The organism is Streptomyces sp. NBC_01622 (genome assembly GCF_045209635.1).
Classification (GTDB): Bacteria; Actinomycetota; Actinomycetes; order Streptomycetales; family Streptomycetaceae; genus Streptomyces.
In genome coordinates this window covers 5,171,408-5,187,963 of the sequence record NZ_CP109293.1, presented here as the reverse complement: position 1 = coordinate 5,187,963, position 16,556 = coordinate 5,171,408, and the positions used below count along the sequence as shown (strand labels likewise).

The following is a 16,556-nucleotide window of genomic DNA, read 5'->3' as shown; positions in this document are numbered from 1 at the left end:
GGCCCGCGCGGGACGGAGACGGGTGATCAGTGACGGCATGGCGGAGGTCCTGCGGTCGCTGCGGCTGGGCGAGGTCGGGGATCCGGCCCAGGCGTGTGCGCGGGCGCTGGGAGCCGCGGGCGTCGCACTGTCGCTGCTGGTCGGCGCCGAGCGGACGGCCGAGCCGCTGTGGTACCACCCGGACCTGAGTGCCCGGTTCGAGGAACTGCAGTTCACGCTGGGGGAGGGCCCGGGGCCGGACGCGGTCCGCACCGGTTCGCCGGTGCTGGAGCCGGACCTGGTGCGGGTACGCCCCGAGCGCTGGCCCGCGCTGCTGCCGGCCGCGCGCGCACTGGGCGTACACGGGGTGTGCTGTTTCCCGCTGGGCATCGGGGCCATCCGGGTCGGCGTACTGACCCTCCTGTGCGACGGCGAGCGGTGGCTGAGCCCGCAGCAGTACACGGACGCCGCCGCCCTGACCGCCGTACTGACCGGCGTTCTCCTGAACGGCGACCGAAGCGACGGGGGCGGGCCGGGGCTCGGCGCGGCCCTGGAGTCTCCCTCGGTGCTGAGCCGTGCGGTCGTGCACCAGGCCACGGGGATGATCAGCGCCCAGCTGGATGTGTCCATTCAGGAGGCCCTGCTGCGCCTGCGCGCCCACGCGTACAGCAGTGAGCGGCCCCTTGGCGAGATCGCGGCGGATGTGGTGGCCCGCAGGCTGCGCTTCAACGACGACTTCGACGACGATGTGAGCGGGCCGTACTCGCCCGACGGTGGAAAGGGATGATAGCCATGGCCCGCGAACGACGTCTGGCCGAGATCTTCGTTGAGGTTGCGGACTCACTCGTCGAGGACTTCGACGTCATCGACCTGCTGCACCGCCTCTCCGCGCGCTGCGTGGAGCTCCTTGACGTGTCGGCGGCCGGGATCCTGCTCGTGGACGCGCACGGCGAACTGCAGATCATCGCCGCCTCGGACGAGCACACCCGCCTGCTGGAACTCTTCGCGCTCCAGCACGACCAGGGCCCGTGCGTCGAGTGCTACCGCACCGGCGCCGCCCGCACCAACATCGACCTGACCCGGGCGGAGACGATCGCCGCCTGGCCGCACTTCGCCGAGCAGGCCCGCGCGACCGGGTACGTGACCACGCACGCCATCCCGCTGCGTCTGCGCAACCGCGTCGTCGGCGCCCTCAACCTCTTCCAGGCCACCCCGCACCGTCTCGGCGACGACGACATCGCGCTCGCCCAGGCCCTCGCCGACGTGGCCACCATCGCGATCCTGCAGCAGCGCACCCTGGAGCAGTCCCACGTCGAGAACAGCCAGCTGGAGAACGCGCTGACCAGCCGCATCCTGATCGAGCAGGTCAAGGGCTTCCTGGCGGAGCGCTGGAACACCTCCGTCGACGACGCCTTCGCCGCGTTCCGGAGCTACGCCCGCGCCCGTCATCTGCGCCTCTCGGACCTCGCCGCGCAGATCGTCTCCGGCGACTTCGACACCTCGGTCATTCCGGCACCCGCGACGGCCCCGCCCGGCGACCACGACGGCTGACCGGCCACGGCGGCCGCCATGAGCGCTTCGGCCGCCTGCTCGCTCGTGTCCGGCGGCACGACCAGCAGATCCCAGCGGCCCCGGCCGGGCGCGAGCAGGACGATGGTGTGCGGGGTGGATTCCCCCCGGGTCCTGCGCAGTCGTACGACCTCGTGGGAGACGAGCAGCCGGCCGGGCACGGCGGACCACGCCGCCCCGTTGACCGTGGCACTGGTGATGTGGCCCCACTGGCGCGGCAACCCGGCCAGCAGTCCCGGGAGTTCGGCCGGCAGGCCGTACGAACGGGGCCACCACGCGCCGTCGATGGCCCGCGGCAGATTCCCGTGGGGGGCCAGGCGCAGGCGCAGGACGGGATGGGAGGGAAGCGGGGGCTGCAGCACGGTGGTCATGAGGCTCCTGCCAACTGCCTTGCGTGGACGAGTGGTTCGACGTCAGGCGCGGCGGGCCGCGACCCGGTCCGGGGTCGGCCAGCGCACGTCGTGGACCCAGCCGGCGCGTTCGAAGAGGCGGATGACGGCGGCCGACGGGTCGATCTGGCCGCGGTCGACGCCGTGGCGGGCGCTGGTGGGCTCGGCGTGGTGGAGGTTGTGCCAGCTCTCGCCGAAGGAGAGCAGGGCCAGCGGCCACAGGTTGGTGGCGCGGTCGTGGCGGCGGGTGCGGAAGGGGCGGTCACCGATCATGTGGCACAGCGAGTTGACGCTCCAGGTGACGTGGTGGAGCAGCGCGATCCGCACAAGTCCCGCCCATAGCAGGCCGGTTACGCCGTACAGCCAGCTGCCGCCGATCGCCCAGCCGAGGCCGAACGGCAGGGCGAGGGTGAGCAGGCACAGCCATGGGAAGGCGCGGGAGACGGCCCGGATGCCGGGGTCGGCGAGGAGGTCGGGGGCGTAACGCTCGGGCGGTGTCTGCTCGTTGCGGAACAGCCAGCCGACGTGGGCGTCCGCCAGCCCGTGCAACTGGCCCCACAGATGGGTGCCGTAGCGGTACGGCGAGTGCGGGTCGCCGGGCCGGTCGGTGAAGGCGTGATGGCGGCGGTGGGTGGCGACCCAGCCGATGACGTCGCCCTGGAAGCTCATCGACCCGGCCACCGCGAGCGCGATGCGCAGGGGACGGTCGGCCCGGTACGAGCCGTGGGTGAGCCCGCGGTGGAAGCCGACCGTGACGCCGAGGCCGGTGATCGTGTAGAGGACGGCCGCGAGCACGATGTCGACGGGGTGGACGAGCCGCCCCCACAGCAGCCAGCCGGCCAGGCCGAGCCCCACGAACGGCAGCACGACGATCACCGCCGTGATGCTCACGTATATCCGCGCGGCGCCGTCGCGCACGGGCGGCGGGCCGTCGTCCGGGAAGGGAGAGGTGCCGTCGTACGCCGGGGGCGGCGGGTCGGTGCCCGTCGGGACGTCCGTCGTGGACGGGGTGGAAAGGATCGACATGGCGGGGCTCCTCGGCCGTCGGTGCGGATGGCGCGGCCGGGGTCACGGGCTGCCCCTGGGAAGGGAACGCGAGGACAGGACGCCGGACCGGACACCGGCACGTCAAGAGCCCTCGGTTGCTCCACCGTACTCCCGTACGCTCCGGAACGGGCCGGCCCCGGAGCGCGGAGTACCGTGGACAGTACTGAGGGCACTTCGCACACCGGCCTCCGCACCGGGTCGTCCTCGGCGAGAGACGAAACCCGTGCTGCCGCCGAGGCGGCCCGGAGACGGGTACGCATCATGTCGGCGACCGTGCAACCCACCCTCCCGCGACCCCGGCCCGGCGCGGCCCCGGCCGCCCGGCTCGCCCTGAAGAGCGACGGTGCCGCCCCCGGCCTCCTGGACGGTGCGTGGTGGCCCCGCTCCCGGGATCTGCTGAGCGAACTGCCCTCCCTGGCCGCCGTGTTGGACCCCTTGTGGGGCCGCATCACCCGCATCGCCGTCAACCCGACGTACTGGCCGGACATCCCCCGCAAGGTTCCCGTGGACGGTCACGTCGTCAAGGCCGGCTGGTTCACGGAGTTCGACCCGCACAAGCTCCTGCTGCTCTCCTACGACAACGGTCGCCGGGACCTGCTGATCATCCCGCCGGAGACCGGGGCGGAGTCGGCGGCCCGCCTGATGGCCGCCGCGTCCGGCAACGACGGCCCGCCGCTGACCGCGAGCGCGTTCATCGCCGCGGACGAGGGCCGGGACGAGGGCCGGGACGGCGCCGCCGCGACCGCCGTGAACGACTTCCCCGTCCCCGGGTGAGCCGAGTCGGGGCCGACGTCCCGTTGCCTGCCCCTGGCAGGGGCAGGCTGTGCGGCATTCCGTTGCCCGATACTCGGGGCCATGAACAGGAAGCCGCGGTTGGGGGAGTTCCTCAGGACACGTCGGGCCCAGTTGCGGCCGGCCGATGTGGGGATCCCTGATTTCGGGGAGCGCAGGCGGGTGCCCGGGCTGCGCCGGGACGAGTTGGCGCGGCTCGCCGGGGTGGGGCTGTCCTACTACACGCGACTTGAACAGGGCAGCTCGCTCAACGCGTCGCCCGAGGTCCTGGACGCGCTGGCCCGCGCCCTCGGTCTCGACGAGGTGGAGCGCGCCCATCTGCATGATCTGGCCGGCGCGGCACGTCGCGTCACCACCCGGCGCAGGCCCGCGCCGGAGCGGGTCGGCGACGCCACCCGGCAGCTCCTCGCCGCCCTCGGTGACGCACCCGCGCTCGTGCTCGGCCGCCGTAGCGACGTACTGGCCTGGAACCGCACCGGACACGCCCTGTTCGCCGGGCACTTGGACGCGCTGATCCCCGAACAGCCCGACCTGCGGCCGAACATGGCGCGGCTGGTGTTCCTGGACGCGCACACCCGGGACCTGTTCTTGGACTGGCCGAAGAAGGCCAGGAACGTGGTCGGCAAGCTCCGGCTCGCGGCCGGGCAGCACCCCGACGATCCCCGGCTGGCCTCGCTCATCGGCGAACTGACCATGAACAGCCCGGAGTTCGCCACGATGTGGGCCGAGCACGGGGTCAGGAAGTGGGCCCTCGCGACGTACCGCATACACCATCCGGTCGTCGGCCGCATGGAGCTCAACCTGCAGTCCCTGCCCGTCCCCCAGGAGGACGGGCAGCGCATCGTCGTGGCCACGGCGGGCGCCGACACCGCGTCCGCGGCGGCGCTCTCCCTGCTCGCCCGGTCCGACATCCCGGCTCCGGCCCTGCTGGACATCGACACCCCGACGGCAGTCTCGACGTGACTTCCCGGTGAGTTCGCCTGGCGCTCGCCCGCCTTCGGCGGCGCGCTCGGCGCCTGCCACTGCGTGGAACCGCCGTTCGTCTTCCACCGCACCGACCTGCCCGCCCTGTACGGCGACACCGCCATCGACGAGCGGTGGAGCGTGATCAGCGGGGTCGGCCAGGGTGCCTGTAGTCGGGTAGTTCCCTCAACGCCGGGTCCGTGATGCGGGCGAGGAGGGCGGTGGTGAAGCGCTCTGCGTGGAGGACGCGGAACGGGCCGGAGCTGTGCGGGCGGGTGGTCGGGTCGACGCGGTCGGTCAGGTTCAGTTCGTTGTGGATGCCCGCCACGGCTTCGTAGGCGTAGGAGAGGTGTTTCTCGCGGGTCTGCCAGTCCGTGGCGGCCAGGGCGGCGGTGAGGACCGGGGTGAGGCGGTGGCCGGCCGTCGTGCGGGCGAAGGCGGTGCCCAGCCATTTGTCGTACGGCGGGTAGCGGCGGTCCATGAGGAGGCAGAGGCGCATCAGGTGGCGGGTCAGGTGGGCCGCGTTCATGGCGGAGCCCAGTTCGTCGCCCACCTCGCCGCAGCGGCCGACGAAGGCTTCGCGTTCGGTGATGTGCTGCCACTGGCGGGCCAGGACGTGCAGCCAGATGTCGTGGGGGTACCAGCGCAGGGTGTGGCGCAGGGGGCCGAGCTGGTGGAGGCCGTCGTGGAACACCGCGCCCGCCGTGACCTCCGTGAGGAGGTGGGTGGGGGTGGCCAGCCAGTCGGCGGAGGCTATGCCGTGTGTCGGGTCGAAGCCGAGGGTGTCGGTGAACCAGGCGGTGGTGTGGGTGACTTCGACGCAGTGGTGGGTGGGGTGGCCGTGGAAGGTTCTCGGGAGGTGTTCGGCGAGGTGGTGTCTGATACGGCCCGCGTGCCGGGGGACGTCCCGGGCGCGGAGGAAGAGCTGGAGGCGCGGGCCCCAGGTGTGGTCCCGCGAGCGGGGGGTGTCGTAGCCGAGGACCTCGGAGCCGCCGCCGATGCGGGCGGCGGAGTGAGGGAGGTCGGGGGCGGTCTCTTCGAGGAGGGGACGGACGGTTTCTGTGTAGAAACGGCGGGAGAGTTCGAGGCCCGGTAAGAAAGTTGGCATATTCGTGAAGCTCATGCGGGGACCCTGCCCAGTCCGGGCATGATCGTGTGTGCGAATTTACGCAGCCATTCCTCAACTCCCGGCCGGAGCGGTCAGGTTCCGGCCAGTGCGGTCAGCTCTCGGCCAGTGTGTTCAGTGCTCCGTCCGTCAGCCGGTACACCGTCCATTCGTCCTGGGGGCGGGCGCCCAGTGACTCGTAGAAGTCGATCGCGGGGCGGTTCCAGTCGAGGACGGACCACTCCAGGCGTTCGTAGCCGCGGGCCACGCAGATGCGGGCGAGTTCGGTGAGGAGGGCCTTGCCGTGACCGGTGCCGCGGGCGGTCGGGCGGACGTACAGGTCCTCCAGGTAGATGCCGTGGACTCCGCGCCAGGTCGAGAAGTTGAGGAACCACAGCGCGAAGCCGACCGGTTCGCCGGTGGTGTCGTCGGTCGCGATGTGGGCGTAGGCGCCGGGCTGTTCGCCGAAGAGGGCTTCGTGGAGCTGTTCCGGGGTGGCCCTCGCCTCCTGGGGTTCCTTTTCGTAGGCGGCGAGTTCGCGGATCAGGGCGTGGATGACGGGGATGTCGGTGGGGTTCGCGGTGCGGATCATGCGGAGAGGGTAGACGGGCTCGGGTCCATGCCCCGCTCGGCGGGCTCGCGCCGGGGGAGGAGGAGCGGGCTGGCCAGGAGGAGGACCCCGGCGAGTGCGATCGCGGTGCGGGGGGTCGTGGCCGCGGCCACCCATCCCCATGCGGCCGTCGTCAGCGCGATCGCCGCGCTGGTGCTGACCGACCATGCGGTGAGCGTGCGGGCCACGCGATCGGGGGCGGTGCGGGTGAGGCGGGCGGTGGCGAGGAGGGGGTTGAAGACGCCGATGCAGGTCACCATGGAGAGTTGGAGGGCGGCGACGAGGAGCATCCCGGGGACCCCGGGCCCGACGAACGCCAGTCCGACCGGCCAGCACGCGCGCAGCGTCCCGGAGGTCAGCAGCACCCTGTGCTGTCCGAACCGGGCCGCGAGCGGGCGCGCGAGGCGTGAGCCGACGAAGCCGCCGGCGCCGGAGGAGGCCGCGAGCGCGAGCGCGAACTGCCAGGGCGCGAATCCGAGACGGCCCAGCAGGAGTACGGCGAGCAAGGGCTCGGAGGCCATGATCAGGCCGTTGACCGTCATCGCATTGAGGAGCAGCGGGCGCAGGGTGGGGTGGGCGAGGATGTAGCGCCATCCGTCGAGCAGGTCACCGGCTCGCAGTCTCGGTGCGCCGGTTCGCTCGGGGTGTGGTTCCGTTCCGCCGATGGCACGGATGCCGAGGGCCGAGAGCAGATAGCTCGTGGCATCGGCCACCACGGTCGTCACCGGGCCGAGCAGGCCGATCGCGGCTCCGCCGAGCGGCGGCCCGAGCATGGTGGAGGTCCAGGTCGTGGACTCGAAGCGGGCGTTCGCCACGAGCAGGTCCTCGGGCGGGACGAGGGATTTCAGGTACGCGCCGCTCGCCGCGTTGAACGCGATGTTCGCGGCGGCGACGGTGATGGAGACGAGGAGGAGTTGGGCGAAGGTGAGCCCGCCGAGCGCGTACGCGACGGGGATGCTCAGCAGGGCCGCGAAACGGGTCAGGTCCATCGCGATCATCACCGGTCGCTTGCGGCGGAACTCCACCCAGGGGCCGAGCGGCACCGCGATCAGTGAGCCCACCGCCCGGCCCGAGGCGGCCAGTACCGCCACCTGGGTCGGGCCGGAGTGCAGTACGAGGATCGCCAGCACGGAGAAGGCGCCGAAGCCGAGGCCGGTGCCGTACGAACTGACGGCGAACGCCGCCCAGAGCCAACCGAACTGCCGACCCAGCGTGCGCCTGCCCGTCATTCCGCTCCTTTTGGACACCCGTTGGCCGACCGTCGTCGGTATCCAAGCGAGTGGGGGACGGTGACGGCAAACAACCGACACGCCGTGAAGGCACAATCGGTGGTTGTACCGGCTGTCAGCGTGGGGTGCGCAGGCGGCGTGCGATCTCCAGGTGGTGCGGTGCCGGTGGTCTGTCGGACTCGAGCGACCACAGTGTGTTCTGCAGTACCCGGCCCAGTGTCCAGGCCCGTGCCCGTGCGCGGTCGACACCGATCACGTCGGTCATCGCGTCGAAACGCCAACGGATTTCGTCGGGGTCGAAACGGTTGTCCAGGGCCGGGAAGAGTTCGAAACCGGGGTCGCCCGCCAAAGGTTTGGGGTCGATCGCCAGCCAGGGGCCGCGGTCCCCATCGCCTACACCCAGGACGTTGTCGTGGTGCAGGTCCCAGTGCAGCAGCCTGTCGCCCGGTTCCGTCGCCACCTCGCGTACCGCAGCCGCGCAGTCCTCGATCAGGCGGCGGTCGGACGGGTCCGGGATGCGGGGGAGGGCGGCGGGGGTCCGTTCAAGCATGGCCGCAGCCACTTCGCCGAGGCGTCGGTGCAGCTCCGGCGGTGCGGATACCGTCGTCAGGCGGGCCAGGAGGCGGGCGATGACGAGGGTCGCTGCGCGGGTGTCCGGTTCATGGGTGAGGGCGCGGGTCGCATCCAGACGTTGCAGGAGCAGGGTGCCGGTTTCGGTGTCGTGCTTCAGAAGTTTTACGGCGCCTTCGCCGGCCCAGGTGCGCAGTGCGATCGGTTCGCCGGCCGTCTCCTCGTCGAGGTACTGGAGTTTCAGCGCGGCCCGGGTGTTGTCGGCGCGCAGTACGGGCAGGACCAGGGCGCACATGCCGTGGCGGGAGGGGCCGTCCAGCCGTAGCGACCAGCGGGACATGAAGTCGGCCGTGCGGTACGGGAGCGCGGCTACGAAGGCTCGTCCGGCCTCGCCGTTGAATCTCTCCTGGGAGGCGGCTAGTCCGGCCGGAATGTCGATCACGTCTCGGACGATACTTGCGTGCGTGAATCGGCTCATGCGAATTATCCGGGGCCTCCACAGGGTGTGGACATACGTCCGCAGCGCCCCCGGCACCTACGTCTGGCTGGGGATTCTCTTTGTCACCACCGTCGCGATGCACCACATGTCGCCCGAGTTCGAGCAGGAGTTCCTGCGGCAGCGGTCCACCAACATCCACGAGTTGTCCAACAACCCGGTGCGGGTGCTGTTCGCGAGCGCGATGTGGATCGCCGGGGGGCGCTGGCTGCCGTACGCCGTGCTCTACACGGTGTTCCACGCGCAGGCGGAGCGGTGGCTGGGGACGGCGCGGTGGCTGATGGTGTGTGTGGCCGCGCATGTGCTTGCCTCGCTGATCAGCGAGGGGGCGCTGTTGTGGGCCGTGGAGAATGGGATGGCGCCGCAGTCGTCTCTTGACACCCTTGATATCGGGGTGAGTTACGCGCTGGCGGGGGTGGTGGGGGTGCTGGTGTATCGGATCGCCGTGCCTTGGCGGTATCTGTATCTGGTGGTTGTGCTCGTGGTTTATGGGGTGCCCTTGGCGACCCATCGGACGCTCGCCGATCTCGGGCATTTCACCTCCATGGCGATCGGTCTGGCGTGTTATCCGCTGGTCAGGGGCTGCGGAAAAGCATGGAATCCGAAGGAGACAGTGGCCGCCTTCAGGGGTTAGCGTGCGGATATGAGCAGCTCGGCAAGCGGTGTCGTGAACGGTGGGGTCTCCTTCTGGTACGCGGACGATGGGCTTCCCTCGCGGCGGGAACCCCTCGCCGGTGACGCCTCCGCCGACGTCGTGATCGTCGGCGGTGGGTACACGGGGCTGTGGACCGCCTATTACTTGAAGAAGGCCGATCCTTCTCTTCGAGTCACCGTTCTGGAGCAGAAGTTCTGCGGCTACGGTGCCTCGGGGCGGAACGGCGGGTGGCTGTACAACGGGATCGCGGGGCGGGACCGGTACGCGAAACTCCATGGTCAGGAAGCCGCCGTACGGTTGCAGAAGGCCATGAACGACACCGTTGCCGAGGTCGTGAAGGTTGCCGAGGCGGAACGGATCCAGGCCGACATCCATCGGGGTGGCGTGCTCGAAGTCGCTTGTACGCCTGCGCAGTTGGCTCGGCTGAAGGCATTTCACGAGCACGAGCTGTCGTACGGCGAGAAGGACCGGGAGTTGTACGGCGCCCGCGAGACCGCCGAGCGGATTCGCGTTGCGGACGCGGTCGGGTCCACGTGGACGCCGCACGGGGCTCGGCTGCATCCGGTGAAGCTGGTGAAGGGGCTGGCGGCGGCAGCCGAGGCGTTGGGGGTTGTCATTTATGAGTCGACGCCTGTGACCGAGATTCGGCCCCGGTGCGCTGTCACGCCTTACGGCAGTGTGCGTGCGCCCTATGTCCTGCGGTGCACCGAGGGCTTCACCGCGAGTCTCAAGGGGCAGCGGCGGACCTGGCTGCCGATGAACTCCTCGATGATCGCTACCGAGCCGCTCAGTGAAGAGCAGTGGGCTTCGGTGGGGTGGGGTGGGCTGGAGACGCTGGGCGATATGGCCCACGCGTACATGTACGCGCAGCGGACTGCCGATGGGCGGATCGCGTTGGGTGGGCGTGGGGTGCCGTATCGGTTCGGGTCCAAGACCGACAACGACGGGCGGACGCAGGCTGCGACGATCGAGGCGTTGCGGGAGATTCTCGTGCGGTTCTTTCCGTCGCTGGTCGGGGTGCGGGTGGAGCATGCGTGGTCGGGGGTGCTCGGGGTGCCTCGGGATTGGTGTGCGACGGTGACGCTGGATCGGTCTACGGGGCTGGGGTGGGCGGGGGGTTACGTCGGCTCGGGGGTTGCTACGACCAACCTCGCCGCGCGGACGTTGCGGGATCTGGTCCGGCTGGACTCCGGGCAGGGTGGCGCTACTGATCTCACCGGCCTTCCGTGGGTCGGCCACAAGGTGCGCAAGTGGGAGCCGGAGCCGTTCCGTTGGCTGGGGGTGCAGGGGATGTACGCGACCTATCGCGCGGCTGACCGGCGTGAACTTACCGGGCACAGTGCGGAGTCGTCGCGGTTGGCGCAGTTCGCGGATCGGGTGGCCGGGCGCCACTGAGTCCTGCGGGTGCGGTGCGTGGTTCGCCTGCGGTTTGTGGTGGGTCGGTGCCGTGTCGGGGGGTGTCCGTCCTCGGAACGGCGCGGAATCGGTGTCTCAAGAGTGTGGCGGTGTTGACGCGCCAACCGCTGCGGGCGGACACCCCCCGACACGTCACCTTCGCGCCGTACGCGGCTGATCAGTTCACCGACTCCGCGTTCACCGGTGCCTGTGCCGGTGCGTTGTGCTTCGGTGCTCGTGCTGTCACCATCAGGCCCGCTACCAGGCCTGCCAGGAGCATTACGGCTACGGCCCACCAGATGGCGACCGTGTAGCCGTGGACGATGCCCTTGCTGGTGATCAGGGCTTTCTGGGCCGGGTTGTGGAGGTGGGCGGTGATGTAGGCCGTGCTGCTGGTGGTGGCGATCGTGTTGAGGAGGGCCGTGCCGATCGAACCGCCCACTTGCTGGGAGGTGTTGACCGTTGCGGACGTCACGCCCGAGTCCTGGGGGGCTACGCCGGCGGTGGCTGTGGCGAAGACCGGCATGAAGATCAGGCCCATGCCGAGGCCCATCAGGATCAGGCCGGGGAGGAGTTCGGTGGTGTAGGAGGAGTGGACGGTCAGGCGGGTGAAGAAGGACATGCCCGCTGCGGCGAGGACCGCGCCCGGCACCATCAGGGTGCGGGGTGGAACGTGGTGCATCAGGCGGGCCGAGATCTGGGTTGAGCCGATGATGATCGCGACCGTGAGGGGGAGGAAGGCCATGCCGGTTTTTACGGGGGAGTAGTCGAGGATGACCTGGAGGTAGTAGGTCATGAAGAGGAACATGCCGAACATGCCGATGACTGCCAGGCCCATGGTGAGGAAGCAGCCGGCCCGGTTGCGGTCCTTGACGATGTGGAGGGGGAGGAGGGGGCTGGGTGCCCTCGTCTGCCACCAGACGAAGGTCGTGAGGAGTAGCGCGCCTGCGGCGAACAGGGCCAGTACCAGTGAGTCCGTCCAGCCTCGTGATTCCGCCTCGCTGAAGCCGTAGACGATCGCGACCAGGCCGCCGCAGCCGAGCAGTGCGCCGGGTACGTCGAGGCGGGCGCCGGTGTGGCCGGGGCGGTCGTGGAGGAGGGCGAAGGCGCCGAAGACGGCGATGACCGCGATGGGGATGTTGACGTAGAGGCACCAGCGCCAGTTCAGGTACTCGGTGAGCAGGCCGCCCGCGATGAAGCCGATCGCCGAACCGCTGCCCGCGAGCGCGCCGTAGATCCCGAAGGCCTTTCCGCGTTCCTTCGGGTCGGTGAAGGTCGTGGTGAGGAGGGAGAGCGCGGAGGGGGCCAGTACGGCGGCGAAGGCGCCCTGGAGGGCTCGGGCGCCGAAGAGCATGCCCGAGGTGGTGGCCGCGCCGCCCAGTGCGGAGGCGCCGGCGAAGCCGATCAGGCCGATGATGAAGGTCCGTTTGCGGCCCACCAGGTCGGCGATCCGGCCGCCCAGCAGGAGCAGGCCGCCGAAGGCGAGGGTGTAGGCGGTGATGACCCATTGGCGGTCGCCGTCGGACATGCCCAGGTCGTGCTGTGCGGAGGGGAGCGCGATGTTCACGATCGTCGCGTCGAGGACGACCATCAGCTGGGCGAGAGCGATGATCACCAGGCCCCACCAGCGCCGGGGGTCGGGTTCCGCGGCCGTTGATTCACCTGTTCGAGCGACGCTCATCTGCTCAGAAGACCATGAATCAGCATGTATCGCATCCCTGGGTGATTGCTTCGACGTGCTCATGGCTCCAGCACCACCTTTCCGGTTGTCCGTCGCATTTCCAGCGCCCGGTGCGCGTCCGCCGCTGCGGACAGCGGGAAGCGCTGTACGGCCGGTACGAGTCGGCCCTCGGCGGCCTCGGTGAGTGCCCGCAGTTCGAGGGTTCGGACGGGGCTCGGTCCGCCGGCCTTCTGCGTCATCGCGGGGCCCAGTACTCGTTCGGATATTCGTTCGACTTCGTACGGTTCTCCGCTCGACCATCCGAAGACGATGTGCTGACCGCCGGACCCGAGCAACGCCACGGCCTCTCGGGCGATGGCTCCGCCGACGCCGTCGAATACGACCGTCGTGTGCCGGCCGCCCAGCCAGGCCCGCACCTTCTCCGGCCACTCCGGGGCTGTGTAGTCGACGGCCAGGTCGGCGCCGTTCGCCCGTGCGAGGGCTGTCTTCTCGGGGCCGCCCGCGAGGCCGATCACGGTGGCACCGGCGCGTTTGGCGTACTGGACGAGGAGGGTGCCCAGGCCTCCGGCGGCGGCCGGGACGATGGCCACGGAGTCTGTGCTCAGCTCGCTGAACTGCACGATTCCCATCACCGTACGGCCCGTTCCGATCATGGCCGCGGCCTGTGCGAAGTCCAGGTTCGCGGGGATCTCGTGCACCCGGTCGACATCGACCACGGCCGACTCGACCACTCCGGCGACCTCGCGGCCGGGAATCGTGGGGAGGGGGCGTCGACGGATTCGTAGGTGAGGTTGTCGGCGGGGCCGAAGGTGTGGAGTCGTATGGCATGCATGTGGGTCACTCTTCGACCTCAAGCGTGCTTGAGGTCAAGTGTCCGGCGGCCTCGTTGTCAGTGGTGGGGTGCAGGATGGGGGCATGGCGAGGAGAGCGGCTGGTGGGACGGGTGGAGTGAAGGGGGCGCGGCGGCCGGAGGTGCGGTTGCCGACGCTGGAGGCTTACAGCGGTGGGGAGTTGGAGCCGGACGGGGACTACGACGGGCTGGAGATCAGGGACGCGGACTTCGCCGGGCAGGACGGCGGGGGCGCCCGTTTCATGGACTGCGCGCTGACGGGCTGCGCGCTGGACGAGACGCGGCTGCATCACGCCCGCGTACTGGACTCGGTCCTCACCGGCGTACGGGGTGTCGGCACCGACCTCGCGGAGTCGACCCTGCGCGATGTCGAGGTGATCGACGCCAGGATGGGGGGTGTGCAGTTGCACGGTGCCGTGCTGGAGCGGGTGGTGATTCGGGGCGGGAAGATCGACTATCTGAATCTGCGCAAGGCGCGGCTCCGGGACGTCGTCTTCGAGGGGTGTGTGCTCGTGGAGCCGGACTTCCTCGATGCCCGGCTGGAGCGGGTCGAGTTCGTGGACTGCGCGCTGAAAGGGGTGGACTTCACGGGGGTGACGTTCACGGACGTGGATCTGCGCGGGGCGGCCGAGCTGGAGATCGCGCGGGGAGTGGATCGGCTTTCGGGGGCCGTGATCAGCATGGGGCAACTGCTGGATCTGGCGCCGGTGTTGGCGGTGCAGATGGGGATTCGGGTGGAGGGGTGAACCATCAGAGGTACCCTCCGGCTCGTCCGGTGGTTCAGGACACCCTGGGGAAGCGCGCCTGCAGCGTCCAGATCGCCGGGTTCTCGCCGAGGTCGTCGTGCATGTCGACCAGGTCGGCGATCAGATCGTGCAGGAAGTCCCGTGCCTCGCGGCGGAGTTCGGTGTGCGAGAAGGTCAGCGGCTCCTCGTCGCGCCGCATCCAGTCGGCCTCCACGTCCACCCAGCCGAAGCGGCGCTCGAAGAGCATCCGGTCCGTGGACTCGGTGAAGTCCAGTTCCGCCCGCTGCGGGCGGGACGCCCGCGAACCCGCCGGGTCCTGGTCGATCCGCTCCACGATGTCGCACAGCGCCCACGCGAAGTCGAGCACCGGCACCCAGCCCCAGGCCGTGGCCACCTCCCGGTCCGCCTTGGTGTCGGCGAGATACACGTCACCGCAGAACAGGTCGTGCCGCAGCGCGTGGACGTCGGCGCGCCGGTAGTCGGTCTGCGGGGGGTCCGGGAAGCGGTTGGAGAGGGCGTAGCCGATGTCGAGCACGTAGGAGATGGTGTCACGGTTCGGAAGGGCGGACGGCAGCCGGAGCGATCACTCACGCCGGCCCGGTGGGACGGTCCTCGTCCTTGTTCTGTGCGGCGGCGGCCACCTCCAGGAGGGGCCAGCCGTCGACCTCCACGGCCTGCGGTTCTTCCGGTCGTGGCAGCCACCCCTGAGCCGATGCCGCGTCGAGCAGGGCACGTACGGCGCCGGGTTCGTGCAGGTTGAGCGAGGCGCCCCGGACGTATCCCACGTCCCCGGAGCCCAAGGGGGCGCCGCCCGGGACGTACCGCCCCGGCCCCGCGACGAAGACGATGCGCAGTGGCCCACCGGTGCCGGCCGGCTGAGGGCGCAGGGTGAGGGTGTGGACGCAGCCCACAGGCTGACTGTCGGTGTGGCTGTGGCGCAGGCTCCAGAGGTATGTGCGTCCGTCGGCGACGAGTCGGCGGGGCTTCCTGGAGGAGCGGGGCATGGAGCCCAGCGTACGAGCTCCGGACTCATAGGATCGCGGACGTGCCCCGATCCGTACGGCTTGTTCCCATGGCCATCGCCTGCGTGCTGGCCCTCGCCCCGACCGCGTGTACGGGGTCGGGTGCCCGGAGCACGAGCGGCGGTTCCGGCCTGGGGGACCCGTACTTCCCGCGGGCGGGCAATGGCGGCTACGACGTGACCCACTACGACCTGACCCTCGCCTACACCCCCGACGCACCTGAACTGACCGGTACGGCGACGATCACGGCCCGGGCCACCGCCGACCTCTCGTCCTTTCACCTGGACTTCAAGGGCATGACGGTCGAGTCGCTGACGGTGGGGGGACGGAACGCCCGCTGGACCCGCAGCGGTCAGGAACTGACGGTCCGTCCGTCCTCCGCCCTTCGCAAGGGCGGGACGTTCGAGACGACCGTCCGCTACTCCGGCGCCCCGGAGACGCTCACCGACCCGGACGGTTCGGAGGAGGGCTGGCTGCGCACCGTGGACGGCGCGCTGGCGCTGGGTGAACCGGTCGGCTCGATGGCGTGGTTCCCCGGCAACGACCACCCCTCCGACAAGGCGACGTACGACATCGCGATCACCGTCCCCAATGGTCTGCAGGCGGTCTCCAACGGGGAGTTGAGAGCGGAGACGACGAACACCGCCGGTACCAGGACGACTTACCGCTGGCGTACCGCCCAGCCCATGGCGACATACCTGGCCACGGTCGCGATCGGCCACTACGACATCACCCGCACGACGACGGAGAGCGGTCTCCCCGTGTACGTGGCGGTCGACCCGGAGGAAGCGGCAGCGAGCAGCAAGGTGCTGGCGAAGATCCCCGAGATCATGGAGTGGGAGGAGTACAACTTCGGGCCGTATCCCTTCTCCTCGACCGGTGCGATCGTCGACAGGCGTGGCGACGCGGGTTACGCGCTGGAGACCCAGAACCGCCCCTTCTTCGCCGGCGCCCCCGACACCGCCACCCTCGTCCACGAACTCGCCCACCAGTGGTACGGCGACTCCGTCACCCCGAGGACCTGGCGCGACATGTGGCTCAACGAGGGCTTCGCGACGTACGCGGAGTGGCTCTGGGACGAGGACCACGACGGCGACACCGCGCAACAGACCTTCGACGCGCTCTACAAGGGCGACTACTACGACAACAAGGCCGACAGCGAGGCGATCTGGGCCTTCCCTCCGGCCCGCCCCACCTCCGCCGCCCACATCTCCGACAGCCCCGTCTACGAACGCGGCGCGATGGTCCTGCACAAGATCCGGCAGACGGTCGGCGACGCGCGGTTCTACGACATCGTTCAGGGCTGGGCGGCCGCCCACCGCCACGGCAACGCGGACACCGCGGAGTTCACGGCGTACGTGGAGCGGATGGCGCCGGGGAAGGACTTCGGGGGGATCTGGAAGGACTGGCTGTACGGGGACAGGAAGCCGGCGCACGTTTGAACCGGCCTTAGCCGAG

At 70.2% G+C, this 16,556-nt stretch carries 17 protein-coding genes and 1 pseudogene; 8 read left to right on the top strand and 10 right to left on the bottom strand.

All coding sequences use genetic code 11. The features are described 5' to 3' along the window. The first annotated feature begins 22 nt into the window (after window positions 1–22). Together OH768_RS23415 and OH768_RS23410 are read left to right on the top strand one after the other, a co-directional pair. Window positions 23–766 (top strand): ANTAR domain-containing protein, encoded by a 744-nt coding sequence (locus OH768_RS23415; RefSeq protein WP_406456585.1) that lies wholly within the window; start codon window positions 23–25, stop codon window positions 764–766. Beyond that, window positions 763–1,530: a GAF domain-containing protein gene (locus OH768_RS23410; RefSeq protein ID WP_406456583.1), complete on the top strand. Its 768-nt coding sequence runs from the start codon at window positions 763–765 to the stop codon at window positions 1,528–1,530. Before OH768_RS23415 ends, OH768_RS23410 begins: the two co-directional genes overlap by 4 nt. Here OH768_RS23410 and OH768_RS23405 read toward each other — a convergent pair. Both OH768_RS23405 and OH768_RS23400 read right to left on the bottom strand, forming a co-directional pair. After that, on the bottom strand, window positions 1,425–1,919 hold the full coding sequence (locus OH768_RS23405) for a DUF5994 family protein (protein WP_406456581.1): 495 nt from the start codon (window positions 1,917–1,919) through the stop codon (window positions 1,425–1,427). The genes OH768_RS23410 and OH768_RS23405 overlap by 106 nt on opposite strands. Window positions 1,920–1,961: 42 nt before the next feature. Beyond that, complete coding sequence (locus OH768_RS23400) at window positions 1,962–2,963, bottom strand: acyl-CoA desaturase (protein WP_406456579.1); 1,002 nt, start codon at window positions 2,961–2,963, stop codon at window positions 1,962–1,964. Window positions 2,964–3,137: 174 nt separating this feature from the next. On the opposite strand from OH768_RS23400, the gene OH768_RS23395 reads away from it, so the two are divergent. Both OH768_RS23395 and OH768_RS23390 read left to right on the top strand, forming a co-directional pair. Next, complete coding sequence (locus OH768_RS23395; RefSeq protein ID WP_406456577.1) at window positions 3,138–3,758, top strand: DUF5994 family protein; 621 nt, start codon at window positions 3,138–3,140, stop codon at window positions 3,756–3,758. An 81-nt stretch (window positions 3,759–3,839) separates the two neighbouring features. Then, on the top strand, window positions 3,840–4,739 hold the full coding sequence (locus tag OH768_RS23390; protein WP_406456575.1) for a helix-turn-helix transcriptional regulator: 900 nt from the start codon (window positions 3,840–3,842) through the stop codon (window positions 4,737–4,739). A 145-nt stretch (window positions 4,740–4,884) separates the two neighbouring features. Here OH768_RS23390 and OH768_RS23385 read toward each other — a convergent pair whose 3' ends face one another. The 4 genes from OH768_RS23385 to OH768_RS23370 all read right to left on the bottom strand — a co-directional run bounded on the left by OH768_RS23385 (window position 4,885) and on the right by OH768_RS23370 (window position 8,731). Beyond that, a complete protein-coding gene (locus tag OH768_RS23385) occupies window positions 4,885–5,847 on the bottom strand; it encodes a DUF4037 domain-containing protein (RefSeq protein WP_406456573.1) in 963 nt (320 codons plus the stop codon). Between the two features lie 112 nt (window positions 5,848–5,959). Further along, window positions 5,960–6,436, bottom strand: coding sequence for a GNAT family N-acetyltransferase (locus tag OH768_RS23380; protein ID WP_406456571.1), 477 nt, complete (start codon window positions 6,434–6,436; stop codon window positions 5,960–5,962). Beyond that, window positions 6,433–7,683, bottom strand: coding sequence for an MFS transporter (locus tag OH768_RS23375; RefSeq protein WP_406456569.1), 1,251 nt, complete (start codon window positions 7,681–7,683; stop codon window positions 6,433–6,435). Before OH768_RS23375 ends, OH768_RS23380 begins: the two co-directional genes overlap by 4 nt. A gap of 115 nt (window positions 7,684–7,798) precedes the next feature. Beyond that, the gene (locus OH768_RS23370; RefSeq protein ID WP_406456567.1) at window positions 7,799–8,731 is read right to left on the bottom strand and encodes an aminoglycoside phosphotransferase family protein; all 933 of its coding nucleotides are present in this window, start codon (window positions 8,729–8,731) and stop codon (window positions 7,799–7,801) included. Here OH768_RS23370 and OH768_RS23365 point away from each other — a divergent pair. Continuing rightward, window positions 8,730–9,383 (top strand): rhomboid-like protein, encoded by a 654-nt coding sequence (locus OH768_RS23365; RefSeq protein WP_406465409.1) that lies wholly within the window; start codon window positions 8,730–8,732, stop codon window positions 9,381–9,383. The genes OH768_RS23370 and OH768_RS23365 overlap by 2 nt on opposite strands. 9 nt (window positions 9,384–9,392) lie before the next feature. Next, window positions 9,393–10,799, top strand: coding sequence for an NAD(P)/FAD-dependent oxidoreductase (locus tag OH768_RS23360; RefSeq protein WP_406456565.1), 1,407 nt, complete (start codon window positions 9,393–9,395; stop codon window positions 10,797–10,799). Window positions 10,800–10,977: 178 nt separating this feature from the next. Here OH768_RS23360 and OH768_RS23355 read toward each other — a convergent pair whose 3' ends face one another. Both OH768_RS23355 and OH768_RS23350 read right to left on the bottom strand, forming a co-directional pair. Further along, window positions 10,978–12,480, bottom strand: a complete 1,503-nt coding sequence (locus OH768_RS23355) for an MFS transporter (RefSeq protein WP_406456563.1) — start codon at window positions 12,478–12,480, stop codon at window positions 10,978–10,980. A 59-nt stretch (window positions 12,481–12,539) separates the two neighbouring features. Further along, window positions 12,540–13,312: pseudogene (locus OH768_RS23350) on the bottom strand (zinc-binding dehydrogenase). An 83-nt stretch (window positions 13,313–13,395) separates the two neighbouring features. Between OH768_RS23350 and OH768_RS23345 the strand changes: the two are divergent. Next, window positions 13,396–14,076, top strand: a complete 681-nt coding sequence (locus OH768_RS23345; protein WP_406456561.1) for a pentapeptide repeat-containing protein — start codon at window positions 13,396–13,398, stop codon at window positions 14,074–14,076. A 34-nt stretch (window positions 14,077–14,110) separates the two neighbouring features. Here OH768_RS23345 and OH768_RS23340 read toward each other — a convergent pair whose 3' ends face one another. Both OH768_RS23340 and OH768_RS23335 read right to left on the bottom strand, forming a co-directional pair. Beyond that, the gene (locus OH768_RS23340; protein WP_406456559.1) at window positions 14,111–14,611 is read right to left on the bottom strand and encodes a hypothetical protein; all 501 of its coding nucleotides are present in this window, start codon (window positions 14,609–14,611) and stop codon (window positions 14,111–14,113) included. A 52-nt stretch (window positions 14,612–14,663) separates the two neighbouring features. Next, window positions 14,664–15,080 (bottom strand): hypothetical protein, encoded by a 417-nt coding sequence (locus OH768_RS23335; protein ID WP_406456557.1) that lies wholly within the window; start codon window positions 15,078–15,080, stop codon window positions 14,664–14,666. Between the two features lie 41 nt (window positions 15,081–15,121). On the opposite strand from OH768_RS23335, the gene OH768_RS23330 reads away from it, so the two are divergent. After that, on the top strand, window positions 15,122–16,540 hold the full coding sequence (locus OH768_RS23330) for a M1 family metallopeptidase (protein ID WP_406456555.1): 1,419 nt from the start codon (window positions 15,122–15,124) through the stop codon (window positions 16,538–16,540). The last annotated feature ends 16 nt before the right edge of the window (window positions 16,541–16,556 follow it).